Source organism: Parasphingorhabdus sp., assembly GCF_036568145.1.
Lineage (GTDB): Bacteria > Pseudomonadota > Alphaproteobacteria > Sphingomonadales > Sphingomonadaceae > Parasphingorhabdus.
In genome coordinates this window covers 62,221-86,720 of the sequence record NZ_DATCTC010000016.1, presented here as the reverse complement: position 1 = coordinate 86,720, position 24,500 = coordinate 62,221, and the positions used below count along the sequence as shown (strand labels likewise).

Below are 24,500 nucleotides of genomic sequence, written 5' to 3'. Positions count from 1 at the left end.
GGGTGATATGAACCTTCCTGATCTTATAACGCCCGTGATCCTTTCTGGCGGCTCCGGAACACGTCTATGGCCCGTATCGACTGCGGAGCGGCCCAAGCAGTTCCTGAAACTCACAGGTCCGCTCAGTATGTTCCAGATGACTTTGGAAAGATGTCAGGATCGAAGCCTGTTTGATCTGCCGATTTTAGTCGGAGGAGCAAAACATGTGGTTCTTGCCAATGAGCAAATGGAACGAATGGAGACACAAGCGGCATTTCACATATTGGAGCCCTGTCCCAGAAGCACCGCCCCGGCCATCGCGCTCGCCGCCCTCGCCTGCGAGGACCCGCAAAGGGTGATGCTTGTGATACCCAGCGATCATGTTATCAAGGATATATCAGCGTTTCAGGACGCTGTCCGGCAATCCCTTCCCCTTGCAAAAGCACAGTGGCTGGTGACGTTCGGCATAGAGCCAAGCGGCCCCGAAACAGGATATGGCTATATTCAGCAAGGCGAACCTATCGCAGGCAGCTCCAACAGCTATGCGGCACGTCGCTTTGTGGAAAAACCCGGCCGCGACGCTGCAAAAAAAATGCTCGCCGCGGGCGGCTATCATTGGAACGCAGGAATTTTTCTGTTCCGGGCCGATAGCTATTTGCAGGCATTGGGCAAATATGCCCCGGAAATGCTCACGGCGGCCCAAAAGGCCATGCAACTCGCCAAGAAGGACAAGAATGAGATTAGACCCGATGAAGCCAGCTTTGCCCTCTCTCCGTCAGATTCCATAGATTATGCAGTGATGGAAAAAGCGGACAAAGTCGCCGTTACGCCGGTAAATCCCGGCTGGTCGGATGTCGGTAGCTGGGATTCCCTGTTCGATATCAGCGTGCCAGACGATCAGTCCAATGTCACATCCGGCGATGTCTTGGCCATTGATGCCAATAATAACCTGATCCACGCCGATGGGCTTGAAATTTCTGTGCTGGGCATCAGCGACCTGATCATCATCGCCAACGGGAACAAGCTTATGATCGTTCCAAGAGGCCAGTCGCAAAATGTCAAAGAAATCGCGGCGAAGCGGATGACCGGTGATTAACGTCCCGGCTCTGACCAAAGCTTATCGAAACGAGAAGGCTTTTTCTCTTCCGGCTTCTTGACCATCCACCACGGCCAGAACCGCGCAATCAGCGTCAGGATTGTGGGAAGCAGCATCGTGTTCCACATATCGCGATATGCCTCTGCCTGGAAAAGCAGGATAGAAGCTTCGCTGGTGCCAACCTTTTGATAATCAAGATATTCGTTGATGGTTGCTATGATAAGAACCGCAATCCATGGCCAGATGCTTCCCAGCCGCCGACGAAAAAACAGGGCACAGAAAAGCTGAATAACCAATGCGCAATATATATGCAGCGCATCACGGTCGAGCCCTGTTGTGCTTACCAACCACATTTTGATTTCTAGCCATTCCATACAAGGCCATTTGGCGAAGAGAGCCACAACCGTCAATGAACAACAGACCGTTATTGCCGTTATCTAATTTTTAGGTAAAGGCCGGTAGTGGATTTCCCATGGAAAACCGCCAATCAACAAAGCCCAAAGTGGTGACAATATTCGGGACCAGGCCAGAAGCTATCAAACTGTTTCCGGTAATAGACGCACTGTCAAAACGCAGCGGCCTGCACAGCATAAGCTGCGTCACTGCCCAGCACAGGCAAATGCTGGATCAGGTTCTGGATATTGCCGGTATCGTGCCCGATTATGACCTGGATATTATGCGTGCGGATCAAAGCCTCGACCAGCTCACCGGCCGTCTGCTTGCAGCTATCGGCCAAACGCTGGACGAAATCAAACCAAGCCGCGTGATCGTGCAAGGCGATACAGCAACCGCCATGTGCGGCGCACTCGCGGCTTATTACTGCAAAATCCCCGTCAGTCATGTTGAGGCAGGCCTACGCAGTTATAATGTTTATCACCCCTGGCCCGAAGAAGTGAACCGCAAAATTATCGGGACCATTGCCGACCAGCATTTCGCCCCGACGAAAACCGCTGCAGAAGCACTGCAAAAGGAAAATATAGCGCAAGAACAGATCAGCATCACCGGCAACACTGTGATTGATGCATTACTAGCTGCGGTTGAAAAAAGCCGGGATAGCCAGTTTCTGGATGATGGTCTGAAAGCTCTTTTTGCCCGGTTTTCCGGTAAGAAAATCATCGGTGTGACCAGCCACAGGCACGAGAATTTTGGAGATGGTTTAACCAACATTGCATCTGCGCTGCGTGAAATCGCGCAACGGGATGATGTTGCGCTGATATTCCCGGTCCACCTGAACCCCAATGTCCGTGCGATCATGAATGAAGCTTTGGGCGGTCTGGATAATGTCGCAATGATAGAGCCGCTTGATTACCCCAATTTTGTAGCGCTTCTGGATGCCTGTACATTCATGCTAACCGATAGCGGCGGCGTACAGGAAGAAGCACCCGCCTTAGGCAAACCGGTATTGGTGATGCGCGATACAACCGAAAGGCCAGAAGGCATAGAAGCGGGGACAGCAAAACTGGTCGGAACCGACAAAGACCTGATTATAAGAACAGCCACTAAACTGTTGGATAACAAACAATTTTATGATTTAATGGCAAAAGCCCATAATCCTTTCGGAGATGGCAAAGCCAGTGACCGTATTGCCGATATTATCGAGCAAAGCTTGTGTCATTAAAAGCTTTGGCCAGACAAAAAGGGGGATGATGCCAGTAACGTTGCTAACAAAGCGCTATAAGGGGCCAGCGCTTACGATACCGGGCGGGAAACGGAGCTGCCTATGCGGTGGGCAAGATTTCCCGAATATCCGGAATAGTAACCACGTTTAAAACGTGACATCATCCCCCGCTGTTCAAGCCACCCGGCGATCCTGAAATACAACGCAACAGAAAACGCGGTGGGCTTGGTTCATATAGTGCGCCGCTCCGCCCCGGAAAGGCAGCGGCTTTCGACCAAAGGTGCACAGGCTTCGACAACGGTTCACACGGTCCCGGTGAAGACAGATGTGAATGTGCAAAACCCTCTTGCATAAAGAACATAACTAGAACATAAGCCGGTATAATGACGCACTGGACTCTCTTCCCTATCTTCGGCAAAGCAAGCCTATGAGACTGTTTTCCTCTCCCTGCCCCATTACCCAGCGAGCATCCCCAATATGCTGACCCATATCAAAGTCAAAGGCGCCCGCGAACATAATCTCAAAGGCATTGATATCGAGCTGCCGCGCGACAAGCTGATCGTGATTACCGGCCTGTCAGGCAGCGGCAAGTCCAGCCTGGCCTTCGACACTATTTATGCCGAGGGGCAGCGGCGCTATGTCGAGTCTCTCTCCGCCTATGCTCGCCAGTTTCTTGAGATGATGCAAAAGCCGGATGTCGAGCATATCGAGGGTCTGTCGCCCGCCATCTCGATCGAGCAGAAAACAACCTCTCGCAATCCGCGCTCCACCGTTGCTACCGTGACGGAGATCTACGATTATATGCGCCTGCTATGGGCGCGGGCCGGCGTTCCATATTCACCCGCAACCGGGCTGCCGATTACCGCTCAGACGGTTAGCCAGATGGTCGACCGCGTCATGGCGTTGCCGGAAAAAACGCGCTTTTACCTGCTCGCCCCGGTCGTGCGCGCTCGCAAGGGGGAATATCGCAAGGAACTGCTCGAATGGCAGAAAGCGGGCTTTACCCGCGTCCGGATTGACGGCGAATTTTATAATATCGAGGAAACGCCCAAGCTCGATAAAAAGCTGAAACATGATATCGAGGTCGTGATCGACCGGCTGGTGGTCCGCGAAGGTATGGAAACACGGCTGGCCGACAGTTTCGAAACCGCGCTCCGGCTGGCCGACGGACTGGCCTTTGTCGATCTGGCCGACACCACCACCGCCGAAGTGATGGCACAACAATCCTCCGCTCCTGAAGGAGAGAAGGCTCAGGGTAAGATGAAGGGCACCGGCCTGCCCGACAACCGTATTGTGTTTTCCGAACGCTTTGCCTGCCCGGTAAGCGGCTTTACGATCGAGGAAATCACGCCCCGGCTGTTTTCGTTTAACGCACCGCAGGGGGCTTGTCCCGCTTGTGACGGGCTGGGCGAAAAGCTCCATTTCGACATTCAGCTCATCGTGCCCAATCCGGCGCTGTCGCTCAAAAAAGGGGCGATTGTTCCGTGGGCCAAATCCAATCCGCCCAGCCCTTATTATATGCAGGTATTGGGCAGTCTGGCACGGCAGTTCGAGTTTTCTCTGGATACCCCGTGGCAGGATTTGTCCGAACATCACCGCGACATCATCCTGAACGGCACGCAAGGCTTGCCAGTCACATTGCGCTTTCAGGACGGACGCAAAAGCTATGAGGTCAAGAAACCGTTTGAGGGCGTAGTCGGTAACCTGACGCGCCGGATGCTGCAAACCGAAAGCGCGTGGATGCAGGAGGAGCTGGCGAAGTTCCAGGCCGCCGCGCCGTGTGAAGTATGTCACGGCGCACGGCTTAAACCCGAAGCGCTGGCGGTCAAGATCGCGGGTGAGGATATCAGCATCCCGGTCCGTCGCAGCGTGGGCGATGCGCTGGTCTTTTTCAACGGCCTTGCCGATCATCTCGACAAGACCCAGCGCCAGATTGCCGAACCGATCCTGAAAGAAATTATCGAACGGCTGGGGTTCCTCAACAATGTCGGCCTCGATTATCTGAACCTTGACCGGACCAGCGGTACTTTGTCGGGCGGGGAAAGCCAGCGTATCCGGCTGGCAAGCCAGATAGGTTCGGGATTAAGCGGTGTTTTATACGTATTGGATGAGCCCAGCATCGGACTGCACCAACGCGATAATGACCGGTTGCTGACGACGCTGAAACGTCTGCGTGATCTGGGCAACACTGTGATTGTCGTCGAACATGACGAGGATGCAATACGCACGGCCGATTATGTTGTCGATATGGGCCCGGGTCCGGGTGTTCATGGCGGGGAAGTTGTAGCGGCTGGCACGCTCAAACAGGTGCTGAAATCAAAACAGTCCCTGACCGCCGCTTACCTGAACGGAACACGCAAAATTGATGTTCCGACAAAGCGGCGCAAGGGCAATGGCAAGAAACTGACCGTGCACGGGGCCAGAGCGAACAACCTGAATAATGTTACCGCGTCGATCCCGCTTGGTACTTTTACGTGCATTACCGGCCTGTCTGGATCGGGCAAATCATCGCTGATTATCGACACGCTTTATGCCGCTGCGGCACGGACGCTGAACGGGGCGCGGGTGATTGCCGGTAAGCATGACAAGATCACAGGACTGCAATATCTCGACAAGGTGATCGACATTGACCAGTCCCCGATTGGCCGCACGCCGCGATCCAATCCGGCCACCTATACCGGTGCTTTTACCAATATCCGCGACTGGTTTGCGGGCCTGCCCGAAGCACAGGCACGCGGATATAAGCCGGGGCGGTTCAGTTTTAACGTCAAGGGCGGCCGCTGCGAGATGTGCCGCGGTGACGGCCTGATCAAGATCGAGATGCACTTCCTGCCCGATGTATATGTCACCTGCGAAGAATGCGGCGGCAAACGCTATAACCGCGAAACGCTGGAAGTGAAGTTCAAGGGCAAGTCTATCGCCGACATACTGGATATGACGGTCGAGGATGCTGTTGAGTTTTTCAAGGCCGTCCCGCCTATCCGCGACAAAATGGCAATGCTGTATGAAGTCGGGCTGGGCTATATCAAGGTCGGGCAACAGGCGACAACGCTTTCAGGCGGCGAGGCGCAGCGGGTAAAGCTCGCCAAGGAACTGTCCAAACGCTCCACCGGGCAAACGCTCTACATTCTAGACGAACCTACGACGGGCCTGCATTTTGAAGATGTCCGGAAACTGCTGCAAGTGCTTCACCAACTGGTCGAGCAAGGCAATAGCGTGGTGGTGATCGAGCATAATCTGGACGTGATAAAAACCGCCGACCACATCATCGACCTCGGCCCCGAAGGCGGCGTGCGCGGCGGCGAAATTGTCGCACAAGGCACACCGGAAGAAGTGGCGAAGGTAGAGGCCAGTTTTACCGGCAGTTATTTGAAAGACATGCTGGCGGGTTAATTGCGGCGATTGGGCATGCTCCCCTTCATCGGATAATATTGCTCGACCTTCTCAACACATATGCCTGCCATATCAGGAACAGCGGCGGTGCCAGGAGTTCCGTCACCATGCCGCCCGTCTGCCAAAGCTCTGCTCCGCCGATGGTCAGGTAGGATACCAGCCGCCCAAGGCCGCCGATAAATACCGCCAACATCGCCAGCCGAAAGATCTGCCCCCGTGCGATAACGTCACCAGCCGCATAGAACAGCATGATCGCAAGGCCGATATAGATGCCGGAAAGATAGCGGAACTGGTTGTCCACCGCGCTTGCGGCCGGCTCCCCGCCCGCCAGTTGCGCCGCACCGGATATGGTTCCGGTAATACCGAAATATAACGGAATGAACGCGAATATTATGATCGCGATACGGAATAATTTCATGTGGCTCCCCTCTTCATTTGCTGCCTGGATTTTTCGTCCGTCACGGGCGCCCTGACATCTTAACAAGCAAGATCAACAATGCTACCCCCGCAACATCGAAACGATCTTCCTCTGGATTTGCCTGGCCGTGTCCGGAACAGGTTTGGCGCTTGTTCTGCGCGGCGATCTGCCGTTCCTGCGCTTCCCCGTGCACCGCGCACCTGCAATGATCGTCCGCCACGACCGCCGCTTTGAAAAAGGCCGTGCCCTCTATAAGCCCGTCTTCCGTTTCGCTAACCGGAACGGCACTTTTATAGAGGTCCGTGACAAAGTGTACATGCCCTTCCCCAAACCGGTGATCGGCGAAATGGTCGAAATCGTATATCCCGAAGGCTTCCCCCAAAAAGCCCGCATTCCCTATCCGGTTTTCCGCGGATTGCTCTATGGAGCGCTGGGTTATGTCTTTGTGATGGCCGGCGTGGAACTGACGGGATGGTGGTGATAACCAGGATGACCGCGGTTTTAATCACCTTATTCCCACATACCATATAGGTTATTTACTAACCTGAAAATCTCGCCCGAGGTCGGCTCGGCCGCTTGCCGCGTTGAGAGGATGGCAATCGCGGATTCGGATTGTGGTAATGGCTTATGGTGAAATATTGGCGCGGAATGTGAACGGGAAAATTTGTGCCCGATTATAGCGCGACAATCTGACTGCTTATGATGAGAATTTGTCCGTTAGTGTTAAATATTGCCGCTGCGTACACCAGAAGCAAAGAAGCCCGGTGGTCGGGTCGCTGGCCACCGGGCTTCAATTGATTACGGACTCACAGCTAAAAGCTTTCGTCGCCGTACGTCATCCTATAGCATGTAATTCTAAATAATGTGTAATCATCATAATAGAAAATATAAATAACTATGAAAAACCGAAAGAAAAACACTCCAAAAAAATGCCCTCCCCGCCCTTGGTCCGATGGCCGGGTCGCTTAACCACCGGACTCCAGGAAGAGAGGGCATCGCAAAAGGCCAAAACCTGTTGCACAGCGGCGTCGCCGCCCCCCACAATTTTATGTGAATATTGCGACATCGCCTGACTGTAATAGCCGGCGATTCTGACCGCGATGTGACGGCGATCACTCTCTGGAAGATTGGTAGAAAAATATGGTTATCAAATGGAGCACATAGAAAATGGGAGTCGATTCCCGAAAAGATTCGAGTCTCGGCTCCCACTGTGCCTGATTCAGGATGCGCTCATCTTACGATTCGGGCATCCGCTTCTCTGGCATCTGGTTTCCGGGCCATTATAAGGGTTTTGGTTTTCCGCATCATTGCTTGCGCAATCATGTTTCGGTTTGAACCCGGTACTGGCCCGGTCACCCGGTGATTGCTTTCCATCCGGTCCGCTCTGGTTTGCACCTGAACTTTCCTGGATCTTGTCCAATCACCAATCGATACATCAAGCTGATATTCTGGCGAATTACAGTATGATCATTCGATTATCATCCGGTATTGAATCGTCCCGTCGGGTCATCGCTGACTGGTCGCCGGTCGGGTTCAATTTCCTTCCGATAAAATCCATATACCACGAAAATGCGAGTCGCTCCAAGCGCCAGAAAGTCAGTTATCCACAGGCACATGGCCCAATCTTGTGGATAAACATGGGGAGGGCTGTGGAAGTTTTATATTTCAAAACCGGCTTCCTGCTCAAACATTATTGAGACAGGTTTTACGGAATTGATTTATCTGGCTGTTTCTCAAAAGTGAACGATGATGTTCGCTATGATCGCCTACTAGGGAATTGGCGTGTTATTGAGAGTACGATATAATCCGGAAGAAATATCTGCCCGGGAAAATAACCGTTGGTCCGGTCTTTCAAATGGGAGGAGTTTTGAAAGAACCGGACCTTCGGATCAATCCCGCTGCCCAGAATGGAGAGGGGTGGGGCAAACGGGACCGAAAAACCTTAAATGGTCAAACTTGAACCGTCGTCATCAATACGATGCTGGTGACGGTCAAAGATGCTAAAATATTGAAAAGCGTTTTCATTGGAGTTCCCCTTATTATTAAAAACGCCGATCAAACATCACTTTTCCTGTTGATACTTTTATAAACTTTTATATTTCCTGTCGAACAACTAAAGCCTAGTTAGCAAGTAGGTAAATAAGTTCAATTGAGAAGAACTCACATGTAGTTGCACGTTTTGCAACTAACTGCATTTTTTGCAAAACAAACTTGCCGGGGCATGATTTTGAAACACAAAACTTACCCTCTGCAAAAGCATGGAACAGCGGTCAATTTGGGCAGATTCAGGCCGACATGCGGCTTCGTAAGGGAAATATTCCCCGGATTTTGGCCGAGAATGCAGCACATGACCAGTCCGGCAGGCAACCTTCCAGTCGCCTGCAATCCAGTTACCGCCCCTGAATGTAAAGTGCTGGCTATACCCGACTAAAGACTGGCTTTTGTATCATGCATCAATCCTTGCGCCGGGATTCGCCGCGTTTACGATGCCGCCATCAACAATCAATGTCGTGCCGACAACATAGTCGCCTGCGCTGCTGGCCAGATAAATGGCAGCTGCGGCCATATCCTCGGGTCGGCCAATCCGCTTTGCAGGGATGCCTTTTTCAACAGTATCCTCATGGTCACGGGCCGATTTGTTCATGTTCGAGGCAAATGCACCCGGTGCGATACCGGTCATGATGATGTCTTCGGAAACCAGCTTGGACGCCATTTTGCGGGTCAGGTGAATGACCGCCGCTTTTGATGCCTGATAGCTATATGTTTCCCACGGGTTGACCTTGACCCCGTCGATCGAGGCAATGTTGATGACCTTTGCCGGACGCTCAAAACTGGCTGCGGCTTTCAATTGCGGGTGCAGCGCCTGGGTAAGGAAGAACAGGCCCTTGACGTTGGTATCCATCACCTTGTCCCAACCTGATTCTGGAAAGTTGAGATATTCTTCTCCCCATGCGGCACCGGCATTATTGACCAATATGTCGAGCCTTTCTTCGCGGCTGGCAATTTCAGCGGCCAGCGCTTTACACCCTTCGACGGTGCTGACATCGCCGGGGAAAGCAATGCAATTATCGCCCATTTCAGCGGCAGCCGCCTCGCAAGCATCGGCTTTGCGTCCTGTAATATAGACTTTTGCTCCTTGGGCCAGAAAGCCCTCCGTAATCATCCGTCCGATACCGCGATAGCCGCCAGTAACGAGGGCAACGCGGCCCTCCAGCGAAAACAACTTGTTAAAATCCATGATAATATCCTCTAATATCCGTGCATCTCGGCAACGCGGTTGGTGTGATAGTTTACGTCGCCCATAAATTCGGCCAGCGCGCGGTCGCGCTTCATATACAGGCCGATGTCATATTCATCGGTCATCCCGACGCCGCCATGCATCTGCACGCCTTCCCTGACCGACAGCGCGGTCGCCTTGCCTGCCTTGGCCTTGGCAACGGATACCATCATGTCAGCCTGTGGAGAGCCTTCGTCCAGCATCTGCTGGGCCTTCAAAACTACGGCGCGGGCGATTTCCATCTCGCTATACAGATGCGCGGCGCGGTGTTGCAGCGCCTGAAACGTTCCGATGATCTGGTCAAACTGTTTGCGGCCCTTGATATAGTCCACTGTAATATCCATTGCGCCTGCACCAACGCCCAATATTTCGGAGGCAGTACCGGCACGTCCAGCATTCAGCATCCGCTTCAAAACCGTGGCCCCGTCATCAACTTCCCCAATGACGGCATCGGCATCGACCAGAACACCGTCAAACTCGACATGAGCGGCCATCGCACTATCGACCAGGCGAACACTGTTTCTGGTCAAACCGGCGGCACTGGTATCAACGGCAAAAAGGGTCAGGCCCTTGTCATCCCCTGCACTTCCGCTTGTCCGTGCAGCCACGATCATCATATCCGCCGATCCGCCCTGCACGACAAACTGCTTTTTGCCGTCCAGCTTGAATCCGTTGCCTTCCCGCGTTGCTGCCATGGCAATGCGTTCGGGACGATGTTTCGCCCCTTCATCAACTGCAACCGCCAACACGCTGTCACCCGACAGGATTCCGGGGAAATATTTCTCGCGCAGCGCCTTGCCGCCAGCATTCAGCGCCTCGACACCGGCAACCGCAGTCGCCAAAAAGGGCGACGGCGTAAGATTACGGCCGATTTCTTCGAGCACAACCCCCGCTTCAACATGCCCCAGACCAAGGCCGCCCTCATCCTCGGCAATCAGGATGCCGGAAAACCCCATCTCCGCAAATTGCTTCCACAGCGCGTGCGAAAACCCGTCCTTGCATTTCTTGTCACGAAATTCCCGTAAATGGGCAACATTGCCCTCGCCTTTCATGAAATCCGCTGCGCTGTCCTGCAGCATTTTCTGATCGTCGTTCAAGTAAAGCGCCATCGCTTTTCATCCTTTTAATATGTGGTAACGCCCTGCTCTCACGCGTTTGGCAGCTGTAAAATCTGTTTGGAAATCACGTTCAGCATAACCTCGCTGGTGCCGCCTTCGATGCTATTCGCTTTTGTCCGTAACCAGCTTCGCGCTGTCAGGCCGCCATTGGTGGCGTCGCTTTCCCATTCCAGCACTTCGCTACCACCGGCAGACATGATCAGTTCATGACGGCGTTTGTTGATTTCGGTACCGGCATATTTCATCATATTGGGCTGTGCGAAGTGGCAAAGATTGGCCTTGAACATATCGCCGAAACGCTCCGCCATTGCCCGGAAAGCCAGAACGTCAATATCCATTTCCGCCATCTGGGCACGGAGCATAGGATCATCCAGACGGCCTTTTTCGTCACGGCCATAACTATCCGCAAACTTGGCTCCCAGTGAAGTCGCCCCGCCAGACCCGTCGCCGGAAATCATGCTGCGTTCATGCCCCAGCAGATATTTGGCAACGTCCCAGCCGCGGTTCACTTCACCCACGACAGAGGATATGCCCTCGCCATAGGTTTTGGGTACTTTGACATCAGTGAAAAATGTTTCGCAAAAAACCGACTGGCCAGAAATCAGGATGATCGGTTTCGTCTCCACGCCCTCGCTTGTCATGTCGAACAACATGAAGCTGATGCCCTTGTGCTTGCTCGATTTGTCGGTCCGCGTCAGGCAGAAAATCCAGTCGGCCTTGTCCGCGTAACTGGTCCAGATCTTCTGGCCATTAATCAGGTAGTGATCGCCCTTGTCTTCCGCAGAGGTTTGCAGCGAGGCAAGGTCCGATCCGGAACCGGGTTCGGAATAGCCCTGGCACCAGCGCACTTCACCGCGGGCAATAGGCGGCAGGAAGTGCAGTTTCTGTTCTTCGGTCCCGAAATGCAGCAACGCAGGGCCGAGCATCCAGATACCAAAGCTCGCCAGTGGCGAACGGATTTTCAGGCGACCCATCTCCTGAAGCAGGATTTTGGTTTCTTCCCGCGACAAACCACCGCCGCCATATTCCTTTGGCCAGTCCGGGACGGTCCAGCCTTTCGCGGCCATTATGTCCATCCATTCTTTCTGGCCCGGTTTGAATGTGGGGTTTTTCCCGCCCCAGCAAACATCGGTTTCATCGACAACGGGCTGACGCATTTCCGGCGGACAATTCGCCTCCAGCCACGCAGCAGTATCTGCGCGGAAACGTTCAAGATCAGACATGACGGCACCTCTCTTAATTATCTAGTTAAGGCCTGACTATCACAATTCAGGACTATCGTTCAATCATCTGCTTCCCGAAAAAGTCAGAAAAAAATGGCCGAAGAATGCGCGCGTCGGATTCCGTAACGGCAATTCAATCTCTTACCGGAATCGATTGACGGCCAATTCGCGCTGGGCCTATGCTTCAAAGAAAAATATTATGAAAACGGGAGAGTAAGACATGCGATTTAAAGGCGAAACCGTAGTCATAAACGTTGGTACTTCCGGCATCAGGCTGGCGGCTTTCGGACTAATTTTACGGGAGAAGGCCTTGGGGATAATGGACACCATTACACCGGAGCGCCCGCGTTGACAGAAACATCCAGCAAACTCCCGCTAAAGACTAAGCTTCTCTATGGTGCCGGTGCGGCCGCCTATGGGATCAAGGACAACGGGTTCGCCGTTTTCCTGCTCTATTATTATAATCAGGTTGTCGGCATGCGCGCCGATGTGGTCAGTTTGGCCATCGCCATTGCGTTATTTGTCGATGCCATGATCGATCCGATTATAGGCCAGATGACAGACCGCACCAGAACATCCATCGGGCGCCGTCACCCCTGGCTTTATGGGTCAGCCATTCCTATTGCAATTGCCTGGATTTTCCTGTGGCATCCACCCGAAGCCAGTGCAACGGTGCAGTTTTTCTATTTGCTGGCTCTGGCCATGCTGGTGCGCTTTTCGCTATCCGCCAATGAAGTTCCGTCGCTGGCCATTGTCCCTGAATTGAGCAAGGATTATCACGACCGTACCAGTATCGTGCGCTATCGCAGCCTGCTTGGCTGGGCAAGCGGCCTTGCCATGATGGTTCTGGCTTATGGCGTGCTTCTTGTACCCAGTGAGGAATATCCGGTCGGACTACTCAACAAGGATGGGTATTCAACCTTTGCGTTTATCGGTGCCGGGGTCATGTTTGTGGCCGTTCTCGTTTCAGCCACCAGCACCCACAGAAGGATCGTGGATCGGTACCAAGCGGAAAAAGCGCATCCGGAAACAGCGGAAGATTTCTCGCAAATGCTCGCCGCTTTTCGTTTTTCGCCATATATGCTATTGATGTTTGCGGGGGTTTTCGCCTTTACCAATCAGGGTCTGACTTTCGCCATGACCCCCTATCTCCTCACCCATGTCTGGGAATTTGGTTCGACTGAACTTACCCTCTATTCTGCTGTTCTTTTTATCGGTGTTATTATGGCATTTGTTCTGGTCACACCAATTTCCATGCGCACCGGAAAGGCTAAAGGCGCGGCCTATCTGACATTTCTTGCCGTGGTGTTTAGCACCTTGCCATATTGGCTGCGCATGGCGGGGCTGTTTCCTGAACCGGGTTCTGCTTATTTAATTCCGGCATTATTCATTGCGATTGTCATCGCTATAGCTGCGAGCATCTCTGCTATGATACTGACTTTCTCAATGATGGCGGATGTCGCAGATGCCTATGAATATACAGCCGGCAAACGGACGGAAGGATTGTTTTCTTCAGGCATGTGGTTGATGCAAAAAATGGTTGGCGGCATGGGCATATTGCTGTCGGGCCTGATTATCGCATTCATCCAGTTGCCGCAACAGGCGGTTCCCGGTAGCGTAGATCCGGCAATTGTCGACAATCTCGCTTTGATTTTCGTAACGATTATCACAGTCATCGGCTTGACGGGGACATGGGCTTACACATTATTCCCGCTCAGTGAGCAGGATCATAGTGACAGGCTTTCGAAACTGGCAGCCGCATCACCGCCTGCGGAATAATCGGATGAAAAGAGCCTTTTTCTTTGTGGCAATGCCACTGTGGCTCTGATAAGTTAATTGCATAATTAAATTAAATAGCTTTCAAAAAAGGACAGGAACATGGATTTTGATCTCACAGAAAAGCAAGAATATTGGCGCAATCGGGTGCGTGAGCATATAGAGAATCATGTCCGCCCCCGTCAGGCCGATTACAAAGCCGAAGACGAATCCGGAGATCGCTGGAAAGTCCTGAACGTCGTTGAAGAAGAAAAAGCGAAGGCAAAAGAAAAAGGCATCTGGAACCTTTTCATGCCGCCTTCAAACCCGAACCTTCCCCATGTTGACGACGCGTTTGAATTTGAAGGTCCCGGCCTTACAAATCTTGAATATGCGCTGTGTGCCGAAGAAATGGGTCGGGTTAGCTTCTCATCCGAAGTGTTTAATTGTTCTGCACCTGATACCGGCAATATGGAAGTCCTCCATCGCTATGGCACTTTGGAACAGAAAGAACAGTATCTTCGCCCGCTGATGAACGGCGAGATTCGTTCCGCATTCCTGATGACGGAGCCTGCCGTTGCTTCCTCCGATGCGACAAATATTGAAACCTCGATCGTTCGTGACGGCGACGAATATGTCATCAATGGCCGGAAATGGTGGTCTTCAGGACTTGGTGATCCGCGCTGTAAAATTGCCATTGTTATGGGCAAGACGACTTTTGAAGGAAGCCGTTATACACAACAGTCACAGATACTGATGCCAACGGATGCGCCGGGTGTGAACATCCTTCGCCATCTTCCGGTCTTCGGTTATGACGATGCACCGCATGGTCATATGGAAATCGAAATGAAAGACGTGCGGGTTCCGGCATCCAATATAATCCTGGGTGAAGGTCGCGGCTTTGAAATCGCGCAGGGCCGTTTGGGGCCTGGCCGTATCCATCACTGCATGCGTACTATTGGTGTGGCGGAAGAAGCGCTTGAGAAAATGGTCAAGCGCCTGCAATCGCGCGTTGCCTTTGGCAAACGCATCTCTGAACACAGCGTTTGGGACGAGCGCGTAGCGCGTGCGCGGATCGACATAGATATGAGCCGTTTGCTCTGCCTGAAAGCCGCAGACATGATGGACAAGGTCGGCAATAAATATGCAAAAGCCGAAATCGCGATGATTAAGGTGCAAGCACCAAATATGGCACTGAAAATCATCGATGATGCTATTCAGGCCCATGGCGGCGGCGGCGTGAGCGCCGATTATGGTCTTGCCAGTGCTTATGCCCATCAACGGACCTTGCGTCTCGCAGACGGTCCTGACGAAGTTCACAACCGGACAATCGCCAGAATGGAATATGGCAAATATGCCGAAACGGCCGATGGCAGCAAAATGAAGGAAGAAATTTCCTCGGGCGACCTTGCCGTTACACGATAAGAGAGGGATTCAATGAAAGCAGCAGTTTTAGTCGAGGCGGGTAAGCCGCTCGAAATCGAGGATGTCAACATCTCCAAGCCGGGGCCGCACGAGGTATTGATACGGACGGCCGCCTGCGGGCTATGCCATTCGGATCTGCATTTTATCGAAGGCACCTATCCGCACCCCCTTCCCGCTATACCGGGACATGAGGCAGCGGGTATCGTCGAAGCAGTCGGCAGCGAAGTTCGCACAGTTGCGGTTGGCGATGCCGTGGTAACCTGTCTTTCTGCCTATTGCGGTCATTGCGAATTTTGCGTGTCGGGGCGTATGTCCCTTTGCCTTGGCGCGGAAACGCGGCGCATGGCGGATGATGCACCGCGCATTACCCGCCCTGACGGAACACCGGTTGCCCAGATGTTGAATTTGTCCGCCTTTGCCGAACAAATGCTGATCCATGAACATGCCTGCGTACGAATTAACCCCGATATGCCGCTTGATCGTGCCGCTATCATTGGCTGCGCGGTCACCACAGGTGCCGGAACGATATTCAATGCCTGCAAGGTTACACCCGGAGAAACTGTCGCGGTGGTTGGATGTGGCGGGGTCGGCCTGGCGACAATCAACGCCGCAAAGATTGCTGGTGCTGGCCGCATTATCGCGGCGGACCCTATTCCTGAAAAACGAGAGCTGGCAATGAAGCTGGGTGCCACAGATGTCGTCGATGCGATGGCCGCTGATGCGGCGGGCCAGATTATCGAAATGACCAAAGGCGGCGTTGACCACGCAATCGAAGCTGTTGGCCGTCCGGCATCGGGTGAGCTGGCCGTCGGATCGCTGAGGCGTGGCGGGACAGCAACCATATTGGGCATGATGCCGCTTGATCATAAGGTTGGCCTTAGCGCGATGGACTTGCTGTCTGGCAAGAAATTGCAGGGCGCTATCATGGGCAATAACCGCTTCCCGGTCGATATACCGCGCCTGGTCGATTTCTATCTGCGCGGTATGCTCGATTTGGACAGTATCATTGCTGAAACCATTCCGCTTGAACAGATTAACGATGGCTTCGAGAAAATGAAAAAAGGTGACGCGGCGCGGTCCGTTATCACATTTGGATAAATTAGGCGCAGGACTGCGCTACAGGTAATATGGCGAGTAAAATTGGTATGAACCCACAAGACGATATGACTGGCACTATGGAAGTTCCAGAGAAGGACAAGCTGGACGAGGCGAGTCTTCTTAAATGGATGGAAGCAAATGTAGAGGGCTTTGCCGGTCCGATGACCATCACGAAGTTCAAAGGCGGTCAGTCCAATCCGACTTACAAGATCGAAACGCCGGGCACTGATTATGTCCTCCGGAAAAAGCCTTTCGGCAAACTGCTTCCTTCTGCCCATGCCGTTGATAGGGAATTCAGGGTTCTGGCAGGACTGTTTCCAGCCGGGTTTCCTGTAGCAAAGCCTTATGGCCTTTGTGAGGATGACAGCGTCATAGGCACGATGTTCTATATCATGGGCATGGCCGATGGACGGACTCTCTGGGACGGTACATTGCCGGGCATGGAGCCGGATGAGCGGCGAGCCATTTATTATGAGATGATAGATACTCTCGCCCTGCTCCACAGCTATGACCCTGCGGAAGTCGGTCTGGAAAAACATGGCAAGCCCGGAAATTATTGCGAGCGCCAGATTTCCCGGTGGAGCCAGCAATATAAATTGTCGGAACTCGAAACAATTCCGGAAATGGATCAACTGATCGAATGGTTGACCAAAACAATTCCCGAGCAAAAAAGTTTTGGCATCGTTCACGGTGACTTCCGCCTCGACAACATGATTTTCGCGCATGACAAGCCCAAGGTGATCGCGGTGCTTGACTGGGAGCTGTCGACGCTTGGTGATCCGATTGCGGATTTTGCATATTGGTTGATGGCCTATGAAATGGAGCCGGAAGGACGAAGCGGCCTGAAAGATGTGGATTTAAAGGCGCTTGGTATTCCCTCGCGCGAAGAAGCCATTGCGCGTTATTGTGAAAAATCCGGAATTGATAATTTACCTCCGATGGATTGGTATCTTGCCTATAATCTTTTCCGGATTGCTGCTATTTTACAGGGTATCAAGAAACGTGTAGTAGATGGCACCGCGAATAGTGCGGCAGCTTCCGAAATGTCCGACCGGGTCACCCCTCTTGCACAGGCCGGATGGGAAGTGGCGAAACGGGCCGGCGCAGCATGAACAGGCCGGACTTACAGGAGCAAAGCCATGGCAGACCTTAAAGACAAAGTGGCCATCGTTACCGGCGCGGGCAGCGGCATTGGCAGAGCGGCGGCGCTGTTATTTGCAGAGCATGGCGCAAAGGTCATCGCCAGCGACATTACCGATGCGGTTGAGGAGACTGCCAAAGGCTCCGACGGAAATATCATCGCAATAAAAGCGGATGCCGGTTCCGAAGGCGATGTCGAAATGCTGGTTGAAGCTGCAGAGCAGAAGTTCGGCGACTTGCATGTCTTTTTCGCCAATGCCGGTATTGGCGGCGGTTTTGAAGGTATGTTCGACAGCAGTGTTGCCGAGTGGCAGGAAGTGTTGCGCGTCAACCTGATCGGGCCTTTCCTGGCGGTTAAATATGCCGGAAAGGTAATTGCCGATAGCGGACATGGCGGGTCGATTATCTGCACCGCCAGCGTGGCCGGTATCCGGTCGGGTGCTGGCGGCCCGGCTTATTCTGCATCCAAGGCCGGTGTCATCAATCTGGTGAAGGTCGCTTCCCAACAATTTGCCACCTCCAACGTCCGCTGCAACGCGATTTGCCCCGGCATTACAGAGACTGGCATGACCCAGTTCATCTATGACAAGGCGCGGGAGAAAGGCAAAGAGGACCGGCTAGGTTACCTCAACCCTCTCCGCCGCGGAGCGAACCCGATCGAAATGGCAGAGGTCGCCTTGTTCCTTGCCTCTGACCGGTCATCCTATGTCAATGGGCAGGCTATTGCAGTGGACGGCGGGCTTAGCGCATCGCACCCTGTCACCCGGCAGGACTTTGGCCGGACAGCGGTTTAACTCCTAATCCGCAAAAGCCAGATCGCCCGCGCCGTCAAATTGCACAAAATCCACGCGGCCGTTGGTTGTGCCGCACAGGAACGCGCGCTGGCTACTGCCGGTTAGATCGCCTTCGACGCGCCATCCGTTACCGTCACGCGCAACCGATTGTATTTCTCGGATACACGGGCATTGTCACCAGCCTGACGCTCGGCTGCGTCGGAACAGACGTTCACTGCCATGTCCATCGCGCTCAAGTCGCGGTCATCATAGCGGCGATCATTATAGCTCCGGTCGTCATAACGCCGGTCATCATAGCGACGATCATTGCGATAATCGGAATCATTGGAACGGGCATTTTTTGAAGCTGCACTGGCGATAGCTGCGATGCCGCCGATAATCAGGGCGCCCGCAATGATGTCGCCCGCATCAATCCTGTCCCGGTGTCGGCGATAGCCGCGGCCATAGCCGCGATAGCCCCGATAATTACGGTAGCCTCTATAACTGCGCCAACCTTCGGCTTTGTCATTGTCTGCGCTCCAGCCCAGACTGGCAATATCGATGACGCTGGCTGGCGCTGGCGCAGGGTTGATCGGCGCCGCCATTGCAGGTGTAAGGCCAGTAAAGGCCCCGGAAAAGACCAATGCTGCCGACGCCGCAATGGCGGACAATTTTTTTGGATAATCCATATCACATACCCCAAAGTTCAGTAGATTCTGCGCCCAGGAATCGACTCGCCCACTATATCTAGGGGGTCCAGCCTGTCATCAGGCTGAACCATTACGTAATATCTTGCAACTTTATCTGCGATATTTCAGGTTTTTCAGACGCACATCGGTCACTCGGTTGCCCTCAATGTAACAGGTAAACTTACCACTATCGTTACCGCGGCGATAACCGTTGCGCACATCCAAACGGCCCTTGATCTTATACCCGTTGCGCGTCCGGTCTACATCGCTGATCCGCGTCACATTGGCACGGCCATAATAGCTGGCCCTTCGTTCGGTAGCCCGGACACAAGTATCCACTGCCTGCTGCGGGTTGATATAACCGCTATAGCGATAATTATTATCATAGCGGTTTGCGCTATAACGATCATTATATGAATACCGATCATTATAAGAGTAACGGTCATTGCGACCCGAACTTGCAATCGCAGCAATCGCCCCGATAACAACAGCCCCGGCAATTATTTCACCGGCGCTGATACCGCCCCGGTCCCGGTCATAACCATTGGCCATCGCCGGTGTCGCGGAAACAGCCATCGCAGATGCGGCAGCGGTTCCGATTATCGCTTTTTTAAGAGTGTTCATCTCCACTTTCCTTCGCACTGCCCGGGAATGATTACCGAGCTTATGTGGCCTTTATAGTGGATCGGGATTGAGTGGAGGCTGAACTCTCTTGTCAGGAATTGTTCATATTAAAGACTCTTAATATGAACAGAACATGCTCTCCGTTCATATATAGTTTCGACAAAAAAAGGCCGGAGATGTTTCCATCACCGGCCAAAGTTGTTGTTCTCAGGAGGAACAAGGGGAGGTGCCGACCTTTAATCTTTGGGAGAGGTGGCCGGCACCAAACTGGTTAACCTTTGACAAACTCCGGGTAAGCTTCGACACCGACTTCCGTGATATCCATACCCAGGCGTTCATCTTCTTCGGTGGGACGTACACCGATGGTGAATTTCAAAATCGACCAGATGATTGCGGTGGTGATGAAGGTAAAGGCACCGATAGCTACAACACCCAGAGCCTGAACTCCCAGCTGCGCACCAATGCTTAACGTCACGCCATCAACCTCTGACTGCGTATTCGCGGCAACGATCAGCGTACCCCAGATACCGGCCAGCAAGTGGACGGGGATAGCACCGACAACATCGTCGATTTTCAGTTTGTCGAGCAATGGCACCGCCACCACAACGATCAGTCCGCCTACAGCACCGATCATGATGGAAGCCGGAACCGAAGGCGTCAGTGGTTCGGCAGTGATAGACACCAGGCCGGCCAGTGCACCGTTCAGCGCCATGGTCACATCGATTTTGCCATACATAAGCTGCGTCAGGATAACCGCTGCCAACACACCGCCTACGGCAGCCATATTGGTGTTGACGAAAATCCGTGAAACATCGCTGACGTCGCTGATCGTACCCATTGCAAGCTGTGACGCGCCGTTAAATCCGAACCAGCCGAGCCACAGGATGAATGTGCCCAATGTTGCCAGCGGAATGTTGGAACCCGGCATGACGTTGACTTTGCCATCCACATAGCGTCCCAGACGCGGGCCGATGATTATCGCACCGGACAGAGCTGCCCAACCACCTACCGAGTGAACCAGGGTTGATCCGGCAAAGTCGCTAAAGCCCATCTGGTCAAGCCAGCCAGCACCCCATTCCCAGCTTCCTGTAATTGGGTAAAGGAAACCGGTAAGCACCAGGACAAAGATCATGAAAGGCCAATATTTGACGCGTTCCGCCACCGTACCCGATACGATTGAGGCTGCCGTGGCACAGAAAACCATCTGGAAGAACCAGTCCGATGCCACCGAATAGCCGGTTTCGACATCGGCAGCGCCAACCGCCTGCATGCTATAGGGGCCAAAGGTCCCGATCCAGCTGGTCACATCCGTATACATGAGATTATAGCCGGTTGCCCAGAACATCAGGCCGCCAAGCGAGTAAAGGCTGATATTTTTCAGGCACTGCATGGTCACGTTTTTGGACCGGACCAGCCCTGCTTCCAGCATCGCAAAACCGGCGGCCATCCACATGACCAGAAAACCACCGATCAAAAACAATAGAGTGTTCAAAATATAGGCGACATTCGCACTGGGATCAGTGACTGTTGCCGCCTCTTGAGCGAGTGCGGGTGATGCGGCCCCGATAGCCAGTAATCCCGCAGATAATGTTAGAATTTTATTCATTATATGCTTCCCTGTTTATATCGCAGTTTCGCCGGTTTCACCGGTGCGGATACGCACGGCTTCTGCCAGATCCATGACGAAAATCTTGCCATCACCGATTGCATCAGTGCCGGCTGCGCCCTGAATCGCTTCAACAACTTGCTGCGCAATGTCGCTGCTGCACGCGATTTCCAGCTTCACTTTCGGAACCATGGTGGTGGTATATTCGGCACCGCGATAAACTTCGGTTTGCCCCTTTTGACGCCCGAAACCCTTGACTTCAGACACGGTCATGCCCGCAACACCGACTTGCGTCAGCGCATCGCGCACATCATCGAGCTTGAATGGTTTTATTATGGCTATAATAAATTTCATCTGACCCCCTTTGCTATGGTTCAGGGGTTATTTCGCAAAGCCCGTGCCAGAATCATAAATGACTGTAATTAAACAGATAATTATGATGCCAGTGCCAAAGGAAGAATATTTTTTGGGCAGCGAGAGATGATTGCCTAAATTTTAGGCAGCGCCTTTTTCCAATCTCTCGATAATTTCGGGGATGAGCGCTTCGGTCTCGCGGCGGCCTATTTCGATGAGCTCATCCGCTTTGGTAAAGTTCTGCATATCGATATGGCCAACCGCCGGGGACAAGGCAAAATCCGGGGGATCGAGGGCCAGCGCGTAGCGGCCCAGATTGCGCAGGGACAGGCCGATAGCCGCTTTTACAATGGCGATACTATTGGGATATTTCCCGTCATGGCGGTTGATACCGGCCATTTCTGCGCGGCGGATAAAATCATCCTGCAAATTGACCGAGAGGCACAAAGCGTCAGGGGCCATTTCCCGCGCCGGGGACACGGGGACGGGCAGCGCCGTTCCGCCGTCCACCAGCAAGCGGCCATCATATTCCACCGGCTTGAAAATACCGGGCAAGGACATGGACGCCCGGAGCGCGGGGACCAGTTTGCCACTGTTCATGATGATCGTGTCGCCTGTCCGTAAATCAGCGGCTACCGCCGCCACCGGGATAGAAAGGTCCGAGAAATCAAGACTGCCAAGCTGTGTGTCCAGTTCCCTTTCAATCGTCCGCGCGCCCATAACTGCGCCGCGCTTGAAAGAGGGATCCATGAATCGGAGCAAGGTCCGCAAATTGGCGGTGCGTGCGGTTTCTTCCAGATAATCGAGCTTTCCGGCGGCAAAGCTGGCCCCCGCTATCGCGCCGATGGACGTTCCGGAAATCGCGGCAATTTCGATCGGTGACGCTTCCAGCGCGCGCAGCACCCCGATATGGGTCCAGCCCAGCCCCGCTCCGCCGCCAAGCGCAAGTGATAATTTCATTGCTGACCAACTCCTGCGCGATCAGGTCCCGTGCCGGCAAAAGCACAAACGTTCATAGGGACACATCCTCTGCCAATATCACTCTCGCCTCATCAAGATCCTCGGCAAGCACCATGACGCGGGCGGGCAAGGCGATCCCTGCCCCCTCGACAATATTCACCCCGCTATCGAAACAAACCGCGCCGATGCCAGCCGCTTTCAGACGACCGCGAATAATCTCTGCTTCATAGCCATGCATGTGGCGGGACAGTTCAACCAGGCTCATCAGCTATTCTCCCCGCCAAAATAACGGTCCGTCGGACGAGTGGGCAGACCGTCAATGCTCCGCACACGGTCGGAGGTTTTCTCTATCCATTTTTCCGGATCGGCCTGACGATGATATTTGACCAGCGTTTCACGCTCTGCTTTTAACTCCATTTGCGGTACGCCCCAGCCGCAGCTTGTTTGGATATTATCTATCGTGATATCAAAAATCTGGCGGGTGCCGGGCAAAATATCAAAATGCGCCGACAGGTCATCCCAGCCATCATCCTGCGGCAAGACAGGAATGCCCGTTCCGTAAAGTCGCATGATCAAGGCAGGATTTTCAAAATTGTTGAACATAATCGTAATCCGGCCATCGGCAACCAGATGCGCGTGGGTTTCATTGCCGGACCCGCCCAGATCAAGATAGGCGACACGATTTGGGCCAAGCACGCGGAAACTATCATAGCCTTTGGGTGACAGGTTGATCCGCCCATCGGCCGCCGCAGTGGCGACAAAAAATACTGGCTGCTTTGCGATAAAAGCGACGTGTTTATCGCTCAGGGCATCAAAAAAATCGGCCATGGTCCGGTGTCCCACTTAATAGAAAGGTGCTCCTAGCAAAGATTTCCAGATCAGAACAGCAAACCAATGTATCACAACCACCGGCCAAAGCGAGCGGGAAACAATCCGTATATGCGCCAATATGATACCAAGGATCAGGATCGCTACCCAGAATGCCGGATGCAGGAACATATTGGCCCAAGGCGGCCCGATAGTTAGCGCCTGTAGCGGTTGCCAGGCAACGAATAACAGCGTCGAAAGCCATGCCCCCCAACGCGGGGTAAGCTGTGTCAGCCATGACAAAAGCACGCCGCGAAAAATGACCTCCTCGATTAAAGCGGGCACGAAAAATAGCATGGCTGCGGCGACTAGCAATTTCGCATTGATATCCACCGGCGCCCAGACCAGCCATCCGGACAGAAAGCCCAGCCCGGCAATAACCACCAGCACAGGGATCGCAAGTCGTACAGCCGCGATCCATTGCTTGCGCTCCGGCAAGTTTTTCAGGGCTGCGAGGGTTTGCTGAAGTGCTATTTGCACGGCGACGGGCTTACCAATTTAACCCTTGTTCTATCGCTTCCTGCTCATCCGGGCGGGTTTCACGGCCCAGCACAGCGTTACGGTGGGGGAAGCGGCCATATCGTGCGATGATATCCCTATACTCTCTGGCAAATTTGAGATTATCCTCCCTCCCCAAAGCGGTGAACAGGCCCAGCGAGCGGGTCTGGTCTTCCAGATCCTCGCTGTGCATGAAGGGTAAATAGGCAAAGGCTTTCTGGTCATCGGAAAGCTTGTGGTCATATTCGCGGTCAATCACCTTTTCCGCGATTTGCAGCGCCAGATGGTCGGTAGAGAACGCGTCTGCCGTGCCCCGGAACATATTGCGCGGGAACTGGTCAAACAGGATGATCGCGGCCAGCGCACTTTCTGGTGTATCAAGGAAATCCGAAGCGGTTTTAGACTTTTGTTCTTCCCACAGTCCCTGAAAACGCTCGACAATTTGCTCGTCAACCGTGTCACTGGCCACGAACCAGTCTTCACTGCCCAGTTCATCGAACCAGAAGTCAAGAATTTCTGTGGTCCAGTTCATCGCTTATCCTCTAGCTATGCTTACCTGAAAATGCTGGCATAAAAACCGTTAGCCCTG

General features: G+C 53.3%; 23 protein-coding genes. 9 read left to right on the top strand and 14 right to left on the bottom strand.

Going from position 1 to position 24,500, the window contains the following annotated elements:
* Positions 1 to 7 precede the first annotated feature (7 nt).
* Positions 8 to 1,075, top strand: a complete 1,068-nt coding sequence (locus VIN76_RS04725; RefSeq protein WP_332040667.1) for a mannose-1-phosphate guanylyltransferase/mannose-6-phosphate isomerase — start codon at positions 8 to 10, stop codon at positions 1,073 to 1,075.
* On the opposite strand, the gene VIN76_RS04720 is transcribed toward VIN76_RS04725, so the two are convergent.
* A complete protein-coding gene (locus VIN76_RS04720; protein WP_332040666.1) occupies positions 1,072 to 1,449 on the bottom strand; it encodes a hypothetical protein in 378 nt (125 codons plus the stop codon). The genes VIN76_RS04725 and VIN76_RS04720 overlap by 4 nt on opposite strands.
* A gap of 98 nt (positions 1,450 to 1,547) precedes the next feature.
* On the opposite strand from VIN76_RS04720, the gene wecB reads away from it, so the two are divergent.
* Both wecB and uvrA read left to right on the top strand, forming a co-directional pair.
* Positions 1,548 to 2,693, top strand: coding sequence for a non-hydrolyzing UDP-N-acetylglucosamine 2-epimerase (gene wecB, locus VIN76_RS04715; RefSeq protein ID WP_332040665.1), 1,146 nt, complete (start codon positions 1,548 to 1,550; stop codon positions 2,691 to 2,693).
* A 477-nt stretch (positions 2,694 to 3,170) separates the two neighbouring features.
* A complete protein-coding gene (gene uvrA, locus VIN76_RS04710) occupies positions 3,171 to 6,086 on the top strand; it encodes an excinuclease ABC subunit UvrA (protein WP_332040664.1) in 2,916 nt (971 codons plus the stop codon).
* Between the two features lie 25 nt (positions 6,087 to 6,111).
* On the opposite strand, the gene VIN76_RS04705 is transcribed toward uvrA, so the two are convergent.
* Complete coding sequence (locus tag VIN76_RS04705) at positions 6,112 to 6,504, bottom strand: DUF4345 domain-containing protein (RefSeq protein WP_332040663.1); 393 nt, start codon at positions 6,502 to 6,504, stop codon at positions 6,112 to 6,114.
* A 127-nt stretch (positions 6,505 to 6,631) separates the two neighbouring features.
* Between VIN76_RS04705 and VIN76_RS04700 the strand changes: the two genes are divergently transcribed.
* Complete coding sequence (locus VIN76_RS04700) at positions 6,632 to 6,985, top strand: hypothetical protein (RefSeq protein ID WP_414696278.1); 354 nt, start codon at positions 6,632 to 6,634, stop codon at positions 6,983 to 6,985.
* A gap of 1,965 nt (positions 6,986 to 8,950) precedes the next feature.
* On the opposite strand, the gene VIN76_RS04695 is transcribed toward VIN76_RS04700, so the two are convergent.
* Genes VIN76_RS04695 through VIN76_RS04685 form a run of 3 tightly spaced genes read right to left on the bottom strand, consistent with a single transcriptional unit; the run spans position 8,951 to position 12,122 of the window.
* On the bottom strand, positions 8,951 to 9,742 hold the full coding sequence (locus VIN76_RS04695; RefSeq protein WP_332040662.1) for an SDR family oxidoreductase: 792 nt from the start codon (positions 9,740 to 9,742) through the stop codon (positions 8,951 to 8,953).
* Positions 9,743 to 9,753: 11 nt separating this feature from the next.
* A complete protein-coding gene (locus VIN76_RS04690) occupies positions 9,754 to 10,890 on the bottom strand; it encodes an acyl-CoA dehydrogenase family protein (protein ID WP_332040661.1) in 1,137 nt (378 codons plus the stop codon).
* Positions 10,891 to 10,928: 38 nt separating this feature from the next.
* Positions 10,929 to 12,122 (bottom strand): acyl-CoA dehydrogenase family protein, encoded by a 1,194-nt coding sequence (locus VIN76_RS04685; protein WP_332040660.1) that lies wholly within the window; start codon positions 12,120 to 12,122, stop codon positions 10,929 to 10,931.
* 348 nt (positions 12,123 to 12,470) lie between these two features.
* On the opposite strand from VIN76_RS04685, the gene VIN76_RS04680 reads away from it, so the two are divergent.
* From VIN76_RS04680 to VIN76_RS04660, 5 genes are all read left to right on the top strand, one after another.
* Positions 12,471 to 13,901, top strand: coding sequence for an MFS transporter (locus VIN76_RS04680; RefSeq protein WP_332040659.1), 1,431 nt, complete (start codon positions 12,471 to 12,473; stop codon positions 13,899 to 13,901).
* 99 nt (positions 13,902 to 14,000) lie between these two features.
* On the top strand, positions 14,001 to 15,302 hold the full coding sequence (locus VIN76_RS04675) for an acyl-CoA dehydrogenase family protein (RefSeq protein WP_332040658.1): 1,302 nt from the start codon (positions 14,001 to 14,003) through the stop codon (positions 15,300 to 15,302).
* Between the two features lie 12 nt (positions 15,303 to 15,314).
* Entirely contained in the window at positions 15,315 to 16,400 is a 1,086-nt protein-coding gene (locus VIN76_RS04670) for a Zn-dependent alcohol dehydrogenase (protein ID WP_332040657.1), read from the top strand.
* 29 nt (positions 16,401 to 16,429) lie between these two features.
* On the top strand, positions 16,430 to 17,512 hold the full coding sequence (locus VIN76_RS04665; protein WP_414696277.1) for a phosphotransferase family protein: 1,083 nt from the start codon (positions 16,430 to 16,432) through the stop codon (positions 17,510 to 17,512).
* Between the two features lie 27 nt (positions 17,513 to 17,539).
* A complete protein-coding gene (locus tag VIN76_RS04660) occupies positions 17,540 to 18,334 on the top strand; it encodes an SDR family oxidoreductase (protein ID WP_332040656.1) in 795 nt (264 codons plus the stop codon).
* Between the two features lie 101 nt (positions 18,335 to 18,435).
* Here the strand turns inward: VIN76_RS04660 and VIN76_RS04655 are convergent, their stop codons facing one another.
* From VIN76_RS04655 to VIN76_RS04615, 9 genes are all read right to left on the bottom strand, one after another.
* Complete coding sequence (locus VIN76_RS04655; protein WP_332040655.1) at positions 18,436 to 19,002, bottom strand: hypothetical protein; 567 nt, start codon at positions 19,000 to 19,002, stop codon at positions 18,436 to 18,438.
* Between the two features lie 111 nt (positions 19,003 to 19,113).
* A complete protein-coding gene (locus VIN76_RS04650) occupies positions 19,114 to 19,626 on the bottom strand; it encodes a hypothetical protein (protein ID WP_332040654.1) in 513 nt (170 codons plus the stop codon).
* 271 nt (positions 19,627 to 19,897) lie between these two features.
* Positions 19,898 to 21,232 (bottom strand): ammonium transporter, encoded by a 1,335-nt coding sequence (amt, locus tag VIN76_RS04645; protein ID WP_332040653.1) that lies wholly within the window; start codon positions 21,230 to 21,232, stop codon positions 19,898 to 19,900.
* A gap of 15 nt (positions 21,233 to 21,247) precedes the next feature.
* Positions 21,248 to 21,586, bottom strand: coding sequence for a P-II family nitrogen regulator (locus VIN76_RS04640; RefSeq protein ID WP_332040652.1), 339 nt, complete (start codon positions 21,584 to 21,586; stop codon positions 21,248 to 21,250).
* Between the two features lie 141 nt (positions 21,587 to 21,727).
* Complete coding sequence (locus VIN76_RS04635; RefSeq protein WP_332040651.1) at positions 21,728 to 22,546, bottom strand: patatin-like phospholipase family protein; 819 nt, start codon at positions 22,544 to 22,546, stop codon at positions 21,728 to 21,730.
* A gap of 52 nt (positions 22,547 to 22,598) precedes the next feature.
* Entirely contained in the window at positions 22,599 to 22,811 is a 213-nt protein-coding gene (locus tag VIN76_RS04630; protein ID WP_332040650.1) for a DUF2007 domain-containing protein, read from the bottom strand.
* On the bottom strand, positions 22,811 to 23,374 hold the full coding sequence (locus tag VIN76_RS04625) for a pyridoxamine 5'-phosphate oxidase family protein (protein WP_332040649.1): 564 nt from the start codon (positions 23,372 to 23,374) through the stop codon (positions 22,811 to 22,813). Before VIN76_RS04625 ends, VIN76_RS04630 begins: the two co-directional genes overlap by 1 nt.
* A 15-nt stretch (positions 23,375 to 23,389) precedes the next feature.
* Positions 23,390 to 23,893 (bottom strand): type II CAAX prenyl endopeptidase Rce1 family protein, encoded by a 504-nt coding sequence (locus VIN76_RS04620; RefSeq protein WP_332040648.1) that lies wholly within the window; start codon positions 23,891 to 23,893, stop codon positions 23,390 to 23,392.
* Positions 23,894 to 23,903: 10 nt separating this feature from the next.
* Positions 23,904 to 24,443: a DUF924 family protein gene (locus VIN76_RS04615; RefSeq protein WP_332040647.1), complete on the bottom strand. Its 540-nt coding sequence runs from the start codon at positions 24,441 to 24,443 to the stop codon at positions 23,904 to 23,906.
* Positions 24,444 to 24,500 lie beyond the last annotated feature (57 nt).

What these genes read in the sequence shown, in the direction of transcription:
- VIN76_RS04725 (WP_332040667.1), top strand. Translation starts at nt 8, where the DNA reads ATGAACCTTCCTGATCTTATAACGCCCGTGATCCTTTCTGGCGGCTCC.
- VIN76_RS04705 (WP_332040663.1), bottom strand. Translation starts at nt 6,504, where the DNA reads ATGAAATTATTCCGTATCGCGATCATAATATTCGCGTTCATTCCGTTA.
- uvrA (WP_332040664.1), top strand. Translation starts at nt 3,171, where the DNA reads ATGCTGACCCATATCAAAGTCAAAGGCGCCCGCGAACATAATCTCAAA.
- VIN76_RS04655 (WP_332040655.1), bottom strand. Translation starts at nt 19,002, where the DNA reads ATGGATTATCCAAAAAAATTGTCCGCCATTGCGGCGTCGGCAGCATTG.
- VIN76_RS04665 (WP_414696277.1), top strand. Translation starts at nt 16,430, where the DNA reads ATGGCGAGTAAAATTGGTATGAACCCACAAGACGATATGACTGGCACT.
- VIN76_RS04635 (WP_332040651.1), bottom strand. Translation starts at nt 22,546, where the DNA reads ATGAAATTATCACTTGCGCTTGGCGGCGGAGCGGGGCTGGGCTGGACC.
- VIN76_RS04615 (WP_332040647.1), bottom strand. Translation starts at nt 24,443, where the DNA reads ATGAACTGGACCACAGAAATTCTTGACTTCTGGTTCGATGAACTGGGC.
- VIN76_RS04670 (WP_332040657.1), top strand. Translation starts at nt 15,315, where the DNA reads ATGAAAGCAGCAGTTTTAGTCGAGGCGGGTAAGCCGCTCGAAATCGAG.
- VIN76_RS04675 (WP_332040658.1), top strand. Translation starts at nt 14,001, where the DNA reads ATGGATTTTGATCTCACAGAAAAGCAAGAATATTGGCGCAATCGGGTG.
- wecB (WP_332040665.1), top strand. Translation starts at nt 1,548, where the DNA reads ATGGAAAACCGCCAATCAACAAAGCCCAAAGTGGTGACAATATTCGGG.
- VIN76_RS04690 (WP_332040661.1), bottom strand. Translation starts at nt 10,890, where the DNA reads ATGGCGCTTTACTTGAACGACGATCAGAAAATGCTGCAGGACAGCGCA.
- VIN76_RS04720 (WP_332040666.1), bottom strand. Translation starts at nt 1,449, where the DNA reads ATGGAATGGCTAGAAATCAAAATGTGGTTGGTAAGCACAACAGGGCTC.
- VIN76_RS04630 (WP_332040650.1), bottom strand. Translation starts at nt 22,811, where the DNA reads ATGAGCCTGGTTGAACTGTCCCGCCACATGCATGGCTATGAAGCAGAG.
- amt (WP_332040653.1), bottom strand. Translation starts at nt 21,232, where the DNA reads ATGAATAAAATTCTAACATTATCTGCGGGATTACTGGCTATCGGGGCC.
- VIN76_RS04695 (WP_332040662.1), bottom strand. Translation starts at nt 9,742, where the DNA reads ATGGATTTTAACAAGTTGTTTTCGCTGGAGGGCCGCGTTGCCCTCGTT.
- VIN76_RS04685 (WP_332040660.1), bottom strand. Translation starts at nt 12,122, where the DNA reads ATGTCTGATCTTGAACGTTTCCGCGCAGATACTGCTGCGTGGCTGGAG.
- VIN76_RS04650 (WP_332040654.1), bottom strand. Translation starts at nt 19,626, where the DNA reads ATGAACACTCTTAAAAAAGCGATAATCGGAACCGCTGCCGCATCTGCG.
- VIN76_RS04660 (WP_332040656.1), top strand. Translation starts at nt 17,540, where the DNA reads ATGGCAGACCTTAAAGACAAAGTGGCCATCGTTACCGGCGCGGGCAGC.
- VIN76_RS04640 (WP_332040652.1), bottom strand. Translation starts at nt 21,586, where the DNA reads ATGAAATTTATTATAGCCATAATAAAACCATTCAAGCTCGATGATGTG.
- VIN76_RS04625 (WP_332040649.1), bottom strand. Translation starts at nt 23,374, where the DNA reads ATGGCCGATTTTTTTGATGCCCTGAGCGATAAACACGTCGCTTTTATC.